General features: G+C 53.1%; 16 protein-coding genes. 9 read left to right on the top strand and 7 right to left on the bottom strand.

The window, feature by feature from the left end; translation table 11 throughout:
- Nucleotides 1–6: 6 nt before the first annotated feature.
- Nucleotides 7–1,095, bottom strand: a complete 1,089-nt coding sequence (locus FRIGORI9N_RS07430; protein WP_159569165.1) for a phosphotransferase family protein — start codon at nt 1,093–1,095, stop codon at nt 7–9.
- The gene (locus FRIGORI9N_RS07425; protein WP_159569164.1) at nt 1,095–2,324 is read right to left on the bottom strand and encodes an acyl-CoA dehydrogenase family protein; all 1,230 of its coding nucleotides are present in this window, start codon (nt 2,322–2,324) and stop codon (nt 1,095–1,097) included. Before FRIGORI9N_RS07425 ends, FRIGORI9N_RS07430 begins: the two co-directional genes overlap by 1 nt.
- A gap of 105 nt (nt 2,325–2,429) precedes the next feature.
- Between FRIGORI9N_RS07425 and FRIGORI9N_RS07420 the strand changes: the two genes are divergently transcribed.
- The 4 genes from FRIGORI9N_RS07420 to FRIGORI9N_RS07405 all read left to right on the top strand — a co-directional run bounded on the left by FRIGORI9N_RS07420 (nt 2,430) and on the right by FRIGORI9N_RS07405 (nt 5,418).
- Nucleotides 2,430–3,530 (top strand): SMP-30/gluconolactonase/LRE family protein, encoded by a 1,101-nt coding sequence (locus FRIGORI9N_RS07420; protein ID WP_236550819.1) that lies wholly within the window; start codon nt 2,430–2,432, stop codon nt 3,528–3,530.
- 31 nt (nt 3,531–3,561) lie between these two features.
- Entirely contained in the window at nt 3,562–4,068 is a 507-nt protein-coding gene (locus FRIGORI9N_RS07415) for a Dps family protein (RefSeq protein WP_159569162.1), read from the top strand.
- A gap of 91 nt (nt 4,069–4,159) precedes the next feature.
- A complete protein-coding gene (locus FRIGORI9N_RS07410) occupies nt 4,160–4,708 on the top strand; it encodes a sigma-70 family RNA polymerase sigma factor (RefSeq protein ID WP_159569161.1) in 549 nt (182 codons plus the stop codon).
- Entirely contained in the window at nt 4,705–5,418 is a 714-nt protein-coding gene (locus FRIGORI9N_RS07405) for an anti-sigma factor domain-containing protein (RefSeq protein WP_159569160.1), read from the top strand. The genes FRIGORI9N_RS07410 and FRIGORI9N_RS07405 overlap by 4 nt, the downstream gene beginning before the upstream one ends.
- A gap of 68 nt (nt 5,419–5,486) precedes the next feature.
- On the opposite strand, the gene FRIGORI9N_RS07400 is transcribed toward FRIGORI9N_RS07405, so the two are convergent.
- Both FRIGORI9N_RS07400 and FRIGORI9N_RS07395 read right to left on the bottom strand, forming a co-directional pair.
- A complete protein-coding gene (locus tag FRIGORI9N_RS07400; RefSeq protein WP_159569159.1) occupies nt 5,487–7,274 on the bottom strand; it encodes a DUF4394 domain-containing protein in 1,788 nt (595 codons plus the stop codon).
- Nucleotides 7,275–7,363: 89 nt separating this feature from the next.
- Nucleotides 7,364–8,074, bottom strand: coding sequence for a Crp/Fnr family transcriptional regulator (locus tag FRIGORI9N_RS07395; RefSeq protein ID WP_159569158.1), 711 nt, complete (start codon nt 8,072–8,074; stop codon nt 7,364–7,366).
- Between the two features lie 143 nt (nt 8,075–8,217).
- Between FRIGORI9N_RS07395 and FRIGORI9N_RS07390 the strand changes: the two genes are divergently transcribed.
- A complete protein-coding gene (locus tag FRIGORI9N_RS07390; RefSeq protein WP_159569157.1) occupies nt 8,218–8,739 on the top strand; it encodes a DUF962 domain-containing protein in 522 nt (173 codons plus the stop codon).
- 19 nt (nt 8,740–8,758) lie between these two features.
- Here the strand turns inward: FRIGORI9N_RS07390 and FRIGORI9N_RS07385 are convergent, their stop codons facing one another.
- On the bottom strand, nt 8,759–9,130 hold the full coding sequence (locus tag FRIGORI9N_RS07385) for a DUF1840 domain-containing protein (protein WP_159569156.1): 372 nt from the start codon (nt 9,128–9,130) through the stop codon (nt 8,759–8,761).
- A 51-nt stretch (nt 9,131–9,181) separates the two neighbouring features.
- Here FRIGORI9N_RS07385 and FRIGORI9N_RS07380 point away from each other — a divergent pair, with 51 nt between their 5' ends.
- Together FRIGORI9N_RS07380 and FRIGORI9N_RS07375 are read left to right on the top strand one after the other, a co-directional pair.
- Nucleotides 9,182–9,724, top strand: a complete 543-nt coding sequence (locus FRIGORI9N_RS07380; RefSeq protein ID WP_159569155.1) for a hypothetical protein — start codon at nt 9,182–9,184, stop codon at nt 9,722–9,724.
- Nucleotides 9,724–11,034 carry a nitrate/nitrite transporter gene (locus FRIGORI9N_RS07375; protein ID WP_159569154.1) on the top strand — a complete coding sequence of 437 codons (1,311 nt, stop codon included), beginning with the start codon at nt 9,724–9,726 and terminating at the stop codon, nt 11,032–11,034. Before FRIGORI9N_RS07380 ends, FRIGORI9N_RS07375 begins: the two co-directional genes overlap by 1 nt.
- A gap of 7 nt (nt 11,035–11,041) precedes the next feature.
- Here the strand turns inward: FRIGORI9N_RS07375 and FRIGORI9N_RS07370 are convergent, their stop codons facing one another.
- Nucleotides 11,042–12,607, bottom strand: a complete 1,566-nt coding sequence (locus FRIGORI9N_RS07370) for a YifB family Mg chelatase-like AAA ATPase (RefSeq protein WP_159569153.1) — start codon at nt 12,605–12,607, stop codon at nt 11,042–11,044.
- An 87-nt stretch (nt 12,608–12,694) separates the two neighbouring features.
- Nucleotides 12,695–12,925, bottom strand: a complete 231-nt coding sequence (locus FRIGORI9N_RS07365) for an accessory factor UbiK family protein (RefSeq protein ID WP_159569152.1) — start codon at nt 12,923–12,925, stop codon at nt 12,695–12,697.
- A gap of 211 nt (nt 12,926–13,136) precedes the next feature.
- On the opposite strand from FRIGORI9N_RS07365, the gene FRIGORI9N_RS07360 reads away from it, so the two are divergent.
- Nucleotides 13,137–13,856, top strand: coding sequence for a TorF family putative porin (locus FRIGORI9N_RS07360; RefSeq protein WP_159569151.1), 720 nt, complete (start codon nt 13,137–13,139; stop codon nt 13,854–13,856).
- Between the two features lie 70 nt (nt 13,857–13,926).
- Nucleotides 13,927–14,265, top strand: a complete 339-nt coding sequence (locus FRIGORI9N_RS07355) for a P-II family nitrogen regulator (RefSeq protein WP_159569150.1) — start codon at nt 13,927–13,929, stop codon at nt 14,263–14,265.
- Nucleotides 14,266–14,270 lie beyond the last annotated feature (5 nt).

Genomic DNA, 14,270 nt, shown 5'->3' with positions numbered 1-14,270 from the left:
GTGTGTTCAGCCCAGTTTTTTGATCAGCGATTTGCAGCGCCAGTCAAAATAATTCACCATGATCCAGAAGTTTTTGAAAGCCGGGTTGCGTGTTTGCTTGTGGTAATAGCGGTAATAAATTTGCTGGGCAATCACGGCAATTCTGAACAAACCAAATACCTCGTAGAAGGTCCAGTTGTTGGTGTGAATACCGGTTTTTTGCATGTAGTAATCCACCATTTCTTGCCGGGTCATCATGCCTGGTAAATTGGAGGGTTGGCGTTGCAACATCTTCATCAAGAAGTTGTCGTCACCCTGCACCCAGTAGGTAATCCCACTGCCCAAGTCCATCAATGGGTCGCCCACCGTAGCCAGCTCCCAATCCAGCGTGCCAATAATTTCAGTGGGGTTGGTCGGACTCAACACCACATTGTCCAAACGCCAGTCGTTGTGAATCATGCACAGCTTCACATCTTCTGGGCAATTCAAATCAAGCCAGCGGCGCACTTTGTTGAATGAACTCACATTCCAGGTGCGTGCCTTGTCGTAACGCTGGTTCCAGCCATCTAGCTGGCGCCGTGTGTAGCCACCGCCTTTGCTTAAGCTGTCCAGCCCGCTGGCGTGAATGTCGATTTGGTGCAGCTCAATCAAACGGTCCAGAAAATTAATGCTCAGTTGCCTGGCCTGCTCACGATTCAGTTGCACACCGCGCGGCATGTGCTTGCGCGGAATAATGCCCTCAATGCGGTGCATCACATAAAATTCGCTGCCGATCAGTGACTCATCGGCGCAGTGGCCGACCATATTGGGCACATAGGGATACACGGGCCTCAACAGGCTTTGAATGCGAAACTCGCGGCCCATGTCGTGCGCGCCTTTTGCCTTGGTGCCTTTGGGTGGGCGGCGTAAAATCAAATCGGCTTCGGGATATTTTAGCCGGTAGGTCCAGTTCGATGCGCCGCCAGAGTACTGCGTCAATTCAGGCTCGTCGCTCAGTGTCAAACCCTGCGTGCGCAGCCAGCCCGTAACCACATCGGTATTTAGTTCTTCACCCTTTCGAACCGTACTGCCTTTGTCGAGCACTGAGTCACTGACTGATTTTGAAAGCTCAGTCATTATTTGAAACCTCGCTTCATCAACTCAATTCTGGCAATCACGCCTTTATGTACTTCATCCGGGCCATCGGCCAGGCGCAGGCTGCGGGCCTGAATGTAGAAGCCCGACAGCGGTGTGTCGCGGCTTACACCCGCACCACCGTGCATTTGAATGGCCATGTCCACCACTTGCTCCAGCACGTTGGGCGCCACCACTTTAATGGCTGCAATTTCAGTCATTGCACCCAGTGCACCAAGCTGGTCGAGCTTCCAGGCCGCATACAAGGTGAGCAAACGCGCTTGATCAATCGCCAAACGGGCTTCAGCGATACGCTCGCGGTTGCCACCCAAATTAATCAATGGCTTTCCAAATGCAACCCGACTTATGCCGCGCTTGATCATTAAATCCAGCGATTCTTCGGCTGCGCCAATGCAGCGCATGCAATGGTGAATGCGGCCTGGGCCCAGGCGGCCTTGTGCAATTTCGAAACCCTTGCCTAGCCCGGCAATTACATTGATGGCTGGCACGCGAACATTGCTGAATTCAACTTCACCGTGGCCATGTGGTTCATCGTAGGTGCCGAACACGGGCAGCATGCGTTTGATGGAAACGCCAGGTGTGTTCAATGGCACCAGCACCATGGTGTGCTGGTGATGGCGGTCCTTGTCAGGGTTTTCGGTGCGAGCCATCACGATGGCAATTTTTGCACGCGGGTCGCCAATCCCGCTGCTCCACCACTTGGTGCCGTTAATCACCACCTCATCACCTTCCAGTGTGGCGGTGGCCTGCATATTGGTGGCATCGCTGCTGGCCACATCGGGTTCGGTCATGCAAAAAACAGATCGGATTTCGCCCGCCAACAGGGGTTCCAACCATTCTTTCTTCTGTGCGTCGCTGCCGTACTTCCACAGCACTTCCATATTGCCGGTGTCCGGGGCGTTGCAGTTGAACACCTCGGGTGCCATCAGGCTACGGCCTGTTTCCTCAGCGATCAGCGCATATTCCATGGTGGTCAAGCCTGCGCCCAGTTTGTCATCGGGCAAAAACATATTCCACAAACCGGCTTCGCGCGCCTTGCTTTTCAGGGCTTCCATTTCAGGGGGAATGCGCCAGTTGACCCACTCCCGACCGTTGCACTGGGCGTCGATTTTGTCCCAGTAGGCTGCTTCAAGCGGGGCAATTTCATTTTTCATGAAGGCGCGAACGCGCTTTACAAAGTCTTGCGCTTTGGCGCTGGGTTCAAAATTCACAACCGGTCTCCTGATTATTTTGGCGGTTCGGCTTGTTTCCTCCGATATCATCCATGCTAACGGAAATTACAAGGTGTCAACAATATGCGTGCTTTGGGCAAAGTTTTGATTTCAGCAGTTTTGCTGCCTGTGGCGGTGATTGGTGGTGTTGTAGTGTTTGGTTCTACTCCTGTAGAGCCTGTGGCCTGGAATCCGGCGCCCATGCCCAGCCTGACTTCCGGCCCCTATGCAAGCAATAACTTGCTTGAAAAAGCCGAGGTATTTGGCACCTACAACCTGTTGCAGCCAGAATCGATCGCTCCGGGGGCGGATGGTTTGCTATACACCGGCATGAACACTGGCGAGATTGTTCGGTTCGACCCCGTCAAACTGCAAGTGCCCGAAAGTCCGCAAACAACCCCCTTCGATTTGATTGCCAATACGAAAGGCCGCCCCTTGGGTTTGGTGTTTCATCCTGACGGATTTCTGGTGGTGGCCGATGCAATCAAAGGCCTGTTGAAAGTGACGCAGCAAGGCGAGGTGTCGGTGTTGAGCACCGAGTCGCAAGGTTTGCCCTTCAAGTTTGTAGACGATGTGGCGGTGAGTGCCGATGGTCGCTACGCCTATTTTTCAGACGCGTCCAGCAAGTTTGATCTGAATAATTACGTGTTGGATATTCTTGAACATGGTCCAAACGGGCGCTTGCTTCAATACGATTTTCAAACGGGCGAAACCAAGACGCTGCTCAGTGGCTTGCAATTCGCAAACGGTGTCACAGTGTCAAAAGCGGGCGACTATGTATTGGTGAATGAAACGGGTGAATACCGCGTGGTTCGATACTGGTTGCAAGGCGAGAAAGCCGGGACCAGCGATATTTTCATCGACGCCTTGCCTGGTTTTCCCGACAACATTCGCACCGACACAGACGGCAATTACTGGGTGGCAGTACCCAGTTTACGTGACCCTTTGCTGGATTCGCTGGCAGGCAAGCCAGCTGTTCGAAAAGCAATGGCAAAATTACTGAATTACATTCAATTTCCGATCTCGCCCAAGGCCATGGCCCTGGCGATTAATCCCCAGGGTACAGTGATTGCCAACCTGCAAGCCGAGAAGGCGGGGGCTTATTACCATTACATCACGCAGGTCACGCCCTTTGATGGCAAACTGTACTTTGGATCTGTGCACATCAACGGGGTGGCAACTATTTCCAACCCCTTGGGTCAATAAAGAATTCATTGGTACGTAAAGGAGTTTTCTGATGGCAAAAGCAGCAGCAAAAAAACCCGACATGCCTTCAATCAACATCGGCATTCCCGATGCCAAGCGTGCAGCTATTGCTCAGGCCCTTAGCCGCCTGTTGGCTGAAACCTATACTTTGTATTTGACCACGCACAATTTCCACTGGAATGTGACTGGCAAAATGTTCAATACCCTGCACACCATGTTCATGGGTCAATACACCGAAATGTGGAATGCAGTGGACCCAATTGCGGAACGCATTCGAGCACTGGGTTTTCATGCACCGGGTTCTTACGCCGAGTTCGCAAAATTAAGCACCTTGAAAGATGCGCCCGCCAAGCCGCCAAAGGCCATGGAAATGGTGGAAATTCTGGCCAAGGGCCACGAGGCGCTTGCGCGTACAGCCCGCGAGATTTTTCCGATCATTGAAGACGGGGATGATCAGCCTTCTGCGGATATTCTGACCCAGCGCATGGACATACATGAAAAAACAGCCTGGATGCTTCGTGCTTTGCTTGAAGATTGATTCCGGTGTTGTCTGGTAACCCAAGCGGGTGGGCAAACCTGTTTTGCCCTTTCTTTTGCATCTGTTTGATCTTGCTGCGAGTAGTGTTAACGTGACCGAAAAAAATTCTCCAGACCCGAGCGACTTTGACTATGAGGCTGCGCTTCTGGCCTGTGCTCGAGGCGAAAAATTTGCGTTGCAGGCCATTTATGCGCGCGACAGCCGTTGGCTGTTTTCGGTGGCGTACAGAATCGTGAAACGGCGTGAATTGGCCGAAGAGGTGTTACACGATGCCATGGTCAAGGTCTGGAATCGATCTCGCTTATATTCACCCGCCTTGGGATCAGCGCGTGGTTGGGTGTACACGGTGGTTCGCAACCAGGCGTTAAACTCTGTACGCAAGCGTCTGATGGAAGTGTCTTCCGAAGAGTACGATGTGCCCGAGCTGTCGACCAACGACAATCAGGAATTGGCCCAGGAAGCTGAAAAACTAAGCGCGTGTTTGGGAAAGCTCGACGAAACCAAGCGCAACGCCATTGTGTTGGCCTTTGTTGATGGTTACACCCATGAGCAAATCGCACAGAGGCTGAATTCGCCCCTCGGCAGCGTGAAAAGCTGGATACGCCGGGGATTGTTGAAATTGAAGGAGTGTTTGTCATGACAGAGACGACGCAGACAGAAGCCAAGATTATCGAGGCTGGTGAGTACGTGCTCGGCGTAATGACAGACGCTGAGCGACAGGATTTTGAGCGCCGCTTGAACCAGGACCCAGAACTCGCCAAAGAGGTGAGCAACTGGACGGATCACTTTGCCGCCATGTCCCGAAAATTCGAGCAAGAGCCAGTTAGTGCCAAAGTGTGGGCCAAGGTAGACCATTCATTGACCCGTGCAAGCGAGACAACAGCTTCAGTTGCTCCTCTGGCATGGCTTTGGAAAGGTTGGGCGGTTGCTGCAAGCACTGCTGCGGTGGTGCTGGGTGTGCAGTTGCTGGGTGCAGGCCAAGCGCCCAATGATGGCCCACGTTATGTTGCTGTGATGAAAAGCCCCGACAAAACAACCGAGTGGTTGGTCGAAGCCATGCCAGATGACACCATTCGTGTGTATCAAATCGGCAACCTTCCGATTGAGGGCAACCCGGCCAACATGGGCAAAACGCTGCAATTGTGGACCAAAGCACCTTCGGACCCAGCGCCCACTTCATTGGGGCTGATGGAATGGGGCAAGCCGATGGTGGTGCCCGCAAACAATTTACCTGAATTGGTAGAGAAGCAATTGTTTGAAGTCACGCTGGAGCCGGCAGGAGGATCACCTTTGGGCAATCGACCTTCCGGTGAAATCATGTTCATTGGTACGGCGGTGGCGTTGAGGTAATTCGTCGCAAAGTTGGAAACGTAAAAAAACCCCGGTCTTTTGGACCGGGGTTTTTTTTCAGCTTTGAATTACTGCTGGTTGTAAATAATCGCCAGGTCACGAAGATCGGCAGGCCCTGTCCCGCCACCGATTTGATTGGTGGCACCTGCACCAATCAAGGCGCCAGCTGGCATCGCAGCACCTGTACTCAAGTTGATGTCAAACAGGCTGTATGGTCCAGTCGTACCGATACGTCCTGCAATCACACGGGCACCATCGTCACCACCCACCACATCGAAGCCGGCAAAGTTATTCAAACCGCCACCACCAACGGCGCCGATTTGCCTGAGCAAACCGGTGTTGGGTGGTAGCTGTTGCAACAATGTTGAGTTAACGGAATCAATATCAAACATTCTTGTGGATGGGGCTGGGCGAATGGTCGACGAGAAATTGCGGGTATACGCAATTTGCGTCACGCTGAAATCAACTGCGGCTGGCGTTGGTGCACCAGCGTCTGATCTAAGATCTCCGCCTGCCGGGTCTCCACCCGGCGCAGCCGTTTGATCTCTTTCAACGATGGTTGCACCCGTGTCCACATTGATGCGATAGTTTTCGCCGTCACCATTGCCCGAGCTGACCAGTCGCAAACGATCTGCAGCCGGGTTGAAGTCAATGCTGTAAACCTTTGCGGCATCAAATACCAGCGCAGCACCTGCGGTGTTGGCATTGCTCAGGCTCGACTTCAAAGTCGATGCACCTGTGTCAGGATTGATGGTGTACAACTTGCCATTCGTTCCGTTGCGCACAAAGCCGTACAACTCGCCGGTGGCTGGGCGTACATCAATGCCCAGCAATTGGTCACCCGCTGCCAGGCCAGTCACCGCAACTGGTGTGCTAATGGTGTTTGGTGTGCGCAGCGTGAAGGAGAACAGCGTGGGGGCGGTCAATGTACCGTTCAGACCAACTACGGTTGGATTTTTGTTCAGTTCAAGAGCGAGTCCGATCACATTGCCGCTGATGTTCACATTGCCAAGCAGCGCAGCTGCGTTGGTCGCAATGGGCAATGTCTCTGCGGCGTCAGGAATCCGTACCGTGTACAACCCTTTGCTAGCGCCAACTGTCAACAGGGCATAACCCACGTTGGTTTCCGGATCGATGTCAAAGCCGTTAACAGCTGTTGCGCTCACTCCCAGGGGCGCAATGTCGGTCAGTGTTCCAGGGTTGGCATTTTGTTGTACCAGGCGGCTGTTCACCGTGTCGATGTCAAACAAGCGAGTGCCGCTGGTGCCGTCGAACGAGTTGGTGTACGCCGCGCCAGTGGTTTCAGCATTGGCCGGGCCGCCATTGATTTCCAGATCGGTAATGGTTTGCCCCGCTGTTTTTGTAGCGCGGCGATCGTTGTCCAGAAAAATGCGCAGGTTCTGACCTGCATCGCTGACAACGCGCAAGGCGTCAGCCGCCGGGTTGAAGTCGACGCCAAAATTATCGCCCAACAAAGTGGCGTACGCGGCATTTCCTGGCGAGTCGTCTGCAGGGTCAGCCACCAAGGTGGCAATAAAAGTCAGTGCGCCAGTGCTTGTGTTGACTGTGTAAGCCCGACCCACATCGCTGGCGTCTTTGGTGACCACGTACAGCTTACCGTTGAAAGGGCGGAAGTCCATGCCAATGGCGACTTCGCCGCTGCTCATGAAGCCACTTAGCTGGGTGCTGGTTCTAAGCTGAGAGGGGTTGTCACGGTTGAGCGACGCCAACTGGTTTGCGTCTGTCAGCAAGAACACATCACCGGCACTTAAGTTCAGGTTGTCATCATCTGAAAAACAACCACCCAACACCAAACTGGACAAAGCCAGTGCCACAAATTTTTTCTTGAATATCATTTTTAATCCCTCTGTCGTTGATGCTTAAAACAGGTGTCAAATTACAAGTCGACAGAGAGGGAACACCCGGTGGCGGGTTTTGGATGCAGCTATATCACCTGGCCTTTTAGTTTCAAACCGTCAAGGTTCAAAATTTCAATATTGCCCCGTCCCAGTTGCAGCAAGCCGTCATTTTCGAGTTCTTTCAGCATTTGGTTCACGGTCTGCCGGGAAACTGACAGCATGGCCGACAGTTTTTCCTGCGACACATGCAAAGTTCGGGCGCTAACTGTGTTGCTGTCAGCGCGTATACCGTAACCCTCTGCCATTTGCAGTAATCTGCGGGCCAGTCGTGTGTGGGTGGGCAGCAGGGCCGCATCCTCAATCGCGCCAAAAATAAGACGCACTTTCTGAGTCAGCAACAGGCCAAAATCACGCCAGTAATTGGGGTTCTCTGCAATGAGTTGGTCGAGCAATGTTTGCCGAACGTGGAACACGGTGGCCGGTCCATCGGCCATGGCGTCGTGGGTTCTGGGTTGCCGGTCAAACAGGCAAATTTCCCCAAACCAGTCGGGCGGGTCGATCAAAGTCAAGATCACGTGTTTGTCTTCCGCGCCGTGTTTGCTGGCCCCTACAATTTGAACCGAACCACTGAGCACTGCGTACAGCCCGTCGGCACAGTCACCCCTCGAGAACAAGCGTTGCCCGTTTTGAAACTGGCGCAGCGCACCGTGTTTTAGCAAAGCCTGTTGAAGGTTACTTGGCAGGTTGGCAAACCACTTTCCGCGGTTCAAAATGTGTTGAATATTGAGTGTTTGCATTGTTGTTTTGTAAATGTCTCCACCTTTGCCACTAAATTAGCATCAAATGTCAGGCAATTGACAGACCTTTGGAGTGTGATTTGTAACCATATACCCTCAAAATCAAATATTTAGTGCAATTGCCGCTTCGAGGAGAACAAGCCATGAGAACCCTGGTTGACCAACTGGCCACGTATGCCACCTACCACCGTGACCCTCGCAACATTGCCACGCACTTTATTGGCGTGCCCATTATTGTGTTGTCGGTGCTTATTCTCTTGTCGCGTGTGTCGATCGATGTGGCCGGTATTGCGGTAACGCCAGCTTTGGTGGTGTTTCTGCTGTCCAGCCTGTTTTATTTCAAGCTCAGCTTGAGTTACGGCCTGGCCATGTTTTTTATTCACGGCGCTTTGTTGTTGACCGCAGGGCATTTCGCAACGTTAAGCACAGTGGCTTGGTTGGGTGCCGGCGTGGGAATTTTTGTGGTGGGCTGGATTATCCAGTTTGTTGGTCACTACTACGAAGGGCGCAAACCCGCGTTTGTGGACGATGTGATTGGTTTGGCAATTGGCCCTTTGTTTGTAGTCGCCGAACTGGGCTTTTTAATCGGCCTGGGCAAGAAAACCCAGTTGCAGGTTGAAGCAATCGCAGGGCCTGTTCGTCGCCGCGACACGGCGAACGCCTGAAGAAATCAGGGGGGATTCTTTAGAATCCCCAGTGCACATCCACATTCTTCTTTTGCGCCTCTTCCAGCATTTTCAGCAATGGGAAGGCGCGCTGCTCAAGAGCCACATGGTTTTTAAGGGCAATCTTCTCTTCCACCGTCAGTTCGTCTTCATTGACCGGGTTCTCGGCTTTGGCCATGCGCTCCATGTTCACAGCAGCAACCAGTTGTGCATGCGCATGTGCAAGGTCCTGGGGCTCGATCACGCCGCGTTCGCTGGCCTCAATTCCCATAATTCGAAATAGTTGCTCTGCGTTGGACTTGAACATCACAATGTCGCCGGCTGCTTTGGATTTAAATTTCACAATACCCATTCTGTTCACACTCTGGTTATCACTGCTATTGATCTGCATGAAGTGCCCCTACAATGGAGCACCTGCCTAATTTTCGCCTTAAAGCGTCTCATGAATAAAGCCTTTGCTCAAAGCCGCGCAATTTTTGTCACCTTGTTTGCATTATGCGCCCTGGTCGCTTGCTCGCCCCAGTTCAACTGGCGCGTGGTGCCCAATACCGACATAGGCTACATGGCCACCTTTCCTGACAAGCCTGCACAAGTCACACGGACCATGGACCTGATTGGCCTGAAGGTGCCGTTGACTTTGCATGCTGCGCAGGTTGAAGGTTTGTACTTTGCGGTTGGCACCGTGCCTTTGCAGGGTGAGTTGGTAGCGCAAGGCGGTGTGTTGCGCGATGCGTTGGCACAAGCGGTGGCCAACAATATTTCCGCAGGCCAACCGGATCTGAAACCGATTCAATGGCTGGGTAAAACTGTGCATGAAATGTCAATCAAAGGCACTTTGCCAAACGGTGAAACTGCTTTTGCGCAAGCCCGTTTTTTTGAGCACCAGGGAATTCTGTACCAGGTAATGATGATGGGTCCCGGCGAGGCGGCCAATCCTGATTCGGTCACTTCATGGTTTGGCGGATTTTCGCTGTTGGGGCAGTAATGCGGTACAACCCTCAAGACGTGTCACATGAAATAGGCCCCGATGGCGTTGAGCATATGTATGTCAGCGGTGGCCTGGCCATGCGCGTGTTCATCATATTCGCTGTGGCCTACGTCATGTCCTATGCGTTTCGGGCCATCAATGCGGTGATCGCCCAGCCTTTGGTTCAGGAACTGGGATTGACTGCGGGGCAGTTGGGTTTTTTGGCCTCGGCCTATTTCCTCTCGTTTGCCATCATGCAGTTGCCCGTAGGCGTGATGCTCGACCGCTATGGTCCCCGGCGCGTAGAAGCGGTACTCATTGGTTTTGCTGCCTTGGGTGCCTTGCTTTTTGCAGTGGCAGACTCCTACTTGGTACTGTGGTTGGGCCGTGCATTGATTGGCGTGGGTGTGTCAGCCTGCTTGATGGCGGCGGTGAAAGCCTACTCGCTGTACTTTCGACCGCACATGCAGGCCAGTCTGTCTTCATGGATGCTGGTGGCTGGTTCATTGGGTGCGCTTACCGTCACAACCCCCGTCGAGGCGGCTTTGCCCGCTTTGGGTTGGCGCGGTGTGTTTGGTGTGGCAGCAGTGCTGTGTGTATTGGCAGGTTTGGCCTTGTGGTTTGCATTGCCTTCGCTGTTCAAGCCGCAAAAAACCCAGTCCGTTGCTGACATGGCCCAAGGCTACAAAGCCATTTATGCGCACCCGCACTTTTGGCGTGTGGCACCCCTGGCCATGATTACGCAAGGCGGATTCATGGCGTTTCATGGTTTGTGGGTTGGCCCCTGGTTTACCAACGTGATCGGGGTGAGCAATGCGCAGGCTGCACAAAACATGTTCTGGATTTCCGCGGTGCTCATGCTTGGGTATTTGGCGCTTGGTTTTTTAACGCGTCGGGTGTCGAAGGCAGGGGGTGATGAAGACCAGATCATGCTGATTGGCATGGGGTTGTCGCTGGTGATCTTTGCGGTTCAAATTGTGCAGGGGGCACAATCGGGCCTGTGGGGTTGGCTGATTCATGCATTCCTGATTTCGTCAGGCATCATGACCTACGCAACTTGTAACAAACCATTTCCAAAAAAACTCACCGGTCGCTCCAGCACGGCGTTGAATTTGTTGATCTTCATTGGTGCTTTCAGCATTCAATGGGGCATTGGTATTGGTATTGATACATTTGCGGCATTGGGGCTCAGCAGCACCGATGCCATGCGGATTTCCCTGGCCATTTTGTGGGTCATGCAGTTGTGCAGCTGGGTTTGGTATGCGCGACCCGGCCGCAAGGTCAGTCATCTGATCCCATTCGGAGCAGAGCAACAACGCGGGGGTTGAGCATGGCTTACGGTGTATGGGTCACTGGCGACTGGCTGCTTGACTCGCCAGCCAGCGCCCTGCGGTACTGAATGGCTGTGGCAATGTGTTTTTTATCGATTTGACTGACCTCATCCAGGTCCGCAAGCGTTCTGGCCACTCGGCAAATTCGGTGCAACGCCCGTGCGGAAAGGTGGTTTTTCTGGGCATAGGCCAGCAATAGTTTTTCCGCGCTGTTGGCCGGTTTGCAATGCTTGCTGATTTGCCCGGCACTCATTTCACCATTCAAGCAACCTTGGCGTTGAAGTTGAATTGCGCGGGCCTTTTCAACCTGGGCACGTAGCCGTGCACTGCCAGCCTGTTCGTTGTGCTCTACTTCTGCGTGCAGCAGTGTACCGTGGTCAATGGCCTGCACCTCCACTGAAATATCAAGCCGATCGGCCAAGGGGCCAGAAAGCTTGTTTTGATATTTCCGAACCTGGTCTGGGGTGCAGCGGCATTCTCTGGCCGGGTGACCCAACCAGCCGCATGGGCAGGGGTTGTGTGCACACACCCACAGAAACCTGGCCGGGAAACTGGCTTGGTGGCCCGATCTGGAAATATTGACCCGCCCTGTTTCCAGGGGCTCACGCAACGACTCCAGGCAACGGCGATCAAATTCCAGCACTTCATCCGTGAATAAAATGCCCTGGTGCGCCAGGGTAATTTCTCCCGGAGAGGGCGGGTTTCCCCCGCCAATCAGGGCTGCCATTGAGCTGCTGGGGTGCGGGTTGCGGAAAGGGCGCTGCGGGCTGAGTAAATCGCTTTCGCCTTTCAAGCTTCGAATGGCCGAAATTTCAAGCGAGTCCTCGAAAGGCAAGGGCGGCATCAGCCCACCAACACGCTGTGCCAGCATGGATTTTCCACTTCCGGGAGGCCCCACCAAGCGAATGTGGTGCTGACCTGCGGTGGCGGTCAGTAGCGCATGTTTTGCCGTTTGATGCCCAATGACCTCGGCCATGTCAGGAAAATGCGGCTGACTTTGACTGCTTTGTACACTGCCGTGTTGTTGCTCAAGCGGATTGCCATGCCCAACCAAATGCGCAGCTGCCTCAAACAAAGTGCTTGCACCAAACACCGCAATGTCAGGCACCGTTGCAGCAAGGCTGGCCTGTGCTTTGGGCATCATTAATTTCAAGGGGCGTTGGCGCAATTGCGCTTCTTTTCGCGCTGCCACCGCCAGTGCAAACGGGCTGCGCATGCCGGTGAGTGCGCCTGATAGCGACAACTCTCCGGCGAACAGCCAGTCGGAAAGATCGGCCTTGGCCAGTTGCCCCGATGCGCTGGCAATACCCAACGCCACAGCCAAGTCGAATGCGGCACTGCCTTTGGGAAGATCGGCGGGCGCCAGGTTGACGGTAATGCGTTGGGAGGGAAATTCGAAGCCGCTGTTGAGCAGCGCAGACCGAACCCGTTCTTTGGACTCGCGAATTTCCGTGTCGGGCAGACCAACCAGTGCAAATGAAGGCAAGCCCGCCGACAAATGGACTTCAATTTGTACTGCAACAGGGCGCACGCCCACAAAGGTGAGGCTGTGAAGGGTGGCTAAAGGCATGGTTGGGGGCGCAGTCAAACCCCGACGATTATCCCCACACCGCTTCGTTTGGCAAATGGGTGCTCATATTGAGGTCACCCAGTGGGGTCAGGTCCGCTTTTCGAGTTCGGCCACGCGCATTTCCAGTGCATGCACCTTTTCGCGTAGCCGGTTCAGCACTTCCTTTTGGATTTCAAAATCCTCCAGGCTGACAAATTCCATGTCCTGCAAACCCTGGCGAATCAACTGTGTGACTGGGTTTTCCATGTTTTGAAGACCTTTTGCATTCAGCAAATCACCAACTTTGGCCGCAATGGTGTCGAAAGGATTGTTCGCCAATGTTTCCCCCAAAAGAGTAGTCGTGCATCGCACCAAAGGAGTGCACCAAATTGGTGCCGCAGTGAAAAATTCAAAAAATTGCATCGCTATTGTGCCCGAAAAAGGGGGATTTATCGCGAAATTACTGACGAGTTCACGGCTGGCACGCTTCTCGCTAATAGACCCTTGCCAAAAAAACTTTACGGCATTCATCTATTTTTAGGAGAGTGAGATGAAAAAATTAGTAATGGTCGCTGCAATCGCTGCGTCAACCTTCGGGGCTGTTTCAACTGTCTCTGCTCAAGAGTCTGAGCACACAATGTCTGCAAACGTGAGTATGGTCACTGACTACCGCTTCCGTGGTGTTTCCCAGACGGACGGTGAGCTGGCTTTGCAAGGTGGTTTTGATTACGGCCACTCAAGCGGCCTTTACGCGGGTGTCTGGAATTCAAGTATCGACTTTCAGCCGTTCTTCGGCCTGGATGCTGGCGGCTTGGAGACAGATGTTTACCTTGGTTACGCTGGCGAAGCGTCCGGGATTTCCTATGATGTTGGTCTGCTTCAGTATCTCTACACTGGCGCTGAAAAAACAGACAACTTAGATACCCTTGAGCTATACGGTAGCGTTGGCGCGTACGGTTTCACTTTGGGTGGTGCCTATTCCTTGTCCAAAGATTATTTCGGTTTTACTGATGCGGACGGCTCGACATACGCGTACCTGAACTACGACTATTCAATTACCGACGACCTCGGCTTGGCGCTTCACTACGGTACAACAAGTGTTGAAGGTCCTGGCAACGGCGATGCCGATTACGATGACTACAGCATTGGTTTGACCTATGCCTACTCTGGCTTTGACTTGGGCTTGACCTACGTTGACACAGACATCAAGCCAAAAGGCAAGAACAACACCGATGGCGTGCTTGTTTTCTCTGTTGGTAAAACGTTCTAAATCGTATCCAGACAGCGCTCTGAAGAGGGCGCTGTTTCCACCCTCTTCAAACTTAATTCAGGAGTGCGTAATGAAGCTAATTTCAGCAGTCATTAAGCCTTTCAAACTCGATGAAGTCCGTGAAGCGCTGTCTGCCATCGGCGTACAAGGCATTACGGTTACCGAAGTGAAAGGTTTTGGTCGCCAGAAAGGTCACACCGAGTTGTATCGCGGTGCCGAGTATGTTGTCGACTTTTTGCCCAAAGTGAAAATTGAAGCCGCAGTGGATGACAGCCTGGTTGATCAGGCTTGCGAAGCCATTGAAGGTGCAGCCAAGACCGGCAAGATCGGTGACGGCAAAATTTTCGTGTTTGATTTGTTGAGTGTTACCCGTATTCGCACAGGCGAAACCGGTAAAGACGCCCTTTAACCAGA

Origin of the sequence: Limnobacter sp. 130 (assembly GCF_902506325.1) — a bacterium.
Taxonomy (GTDB): Bacteria; Pseudomonadota; Gammaproteobacteria; order Burkholderiales; family Burkholderiaceae_B; genus Limnobacter.
This window is presented reverse-complemented; position numbering and strand designations above follow the sequence as displayed.

Bases quoted from the DNA above. Each gene is read 5' to 3' on its own strand.
- FRIGORI9N_RS07430 (WP_159569165.1), bottom strand. From the start codon at position 1,095: ATGACTGAGCTTTCAAAATCAGTCAGTGACTCAGTGCTCGACAAAGGC.
- FRIGORI9N_RS07415 (WP_159569162.1), top strand. From the start codon at position 3,562: ATGGCAAAAGCAGCAGCAAAAAAACCCGACATGCCTTCAATCAACATC.
- FRIGORI9N_RS07405 (WP_159569160.1), top strand. From the start codon at position 4,705: ATGACAGAGACGACGCAGACAGAAGCCAAGATTATCGAGGCTGGTGAG.
- FRIGORI9N_RS07400 (WP_159569159.1), bottom strand. From the start codon at position 7,274: ATGATATTCAAGAAAAAATTTGTGGCACTGGCTTTGTCCAGTTTGGTG.
- FRIGORI9N_RS07395 (WP_159569158.1), bottom strand. From the start codon at position 8,074: ATGCAAACACTCAATATTCAACACATTTTGAACCGCGGAAAGTGGTTT.
- FRIGORI9N_RS07390 (WP_159569157.1), top strand. From the start codon at position 8,218: ATGAGAACCCTGGTTGACCAACTGGCCACGTATGCCACCTACCACCGT.
- FRIGORI9N_RS07385 (WP_159569156.1), bottom strand. From the start codon at position 9,130: ATGCAGATCAATAGCAGTGATAACCAGAGTGTGAACAGAATGGGTATT.
- FRIGORI9N_RS07380 (WP_159569155.1), top strand. From the start codon at position 9,182: ATGAATAAAGCCTTTGCTCAAAGCCGCGCAATTTTTGTCACCTTGTTT.
- FRIGORI9N_RS07375 (WP_159569154.1), top strand. From the start codon at position 9,724: ATGCGGTACAACCCTCAAGACGTGTCACATGAAATAGGCCCCGATGGC.
- FRIGORI9N_RS07370 (WP_159569153.1), bottom strand. From the start codon at position 12,607: ATGCCTTTAGCCACCCTTCACAGCCTCACCTTTGTGGGCGTGCGCCCT.
- FRIGORI9N_RS07360 (WP_159569151.1), top strand. From the start codon at position 13,137: ATGAAAAAATTAGTAATGGTCGCTGCAATCGCTGCGTCAACCTTCGGG.
- FRIGORI9N_RS07355 (WP_159569150.1), top strand. From the start codon at position 13,927: ATGAAGCTAATTTCAGCAGTCATTAAGCCTTTCAAACTCGATGAAGTC.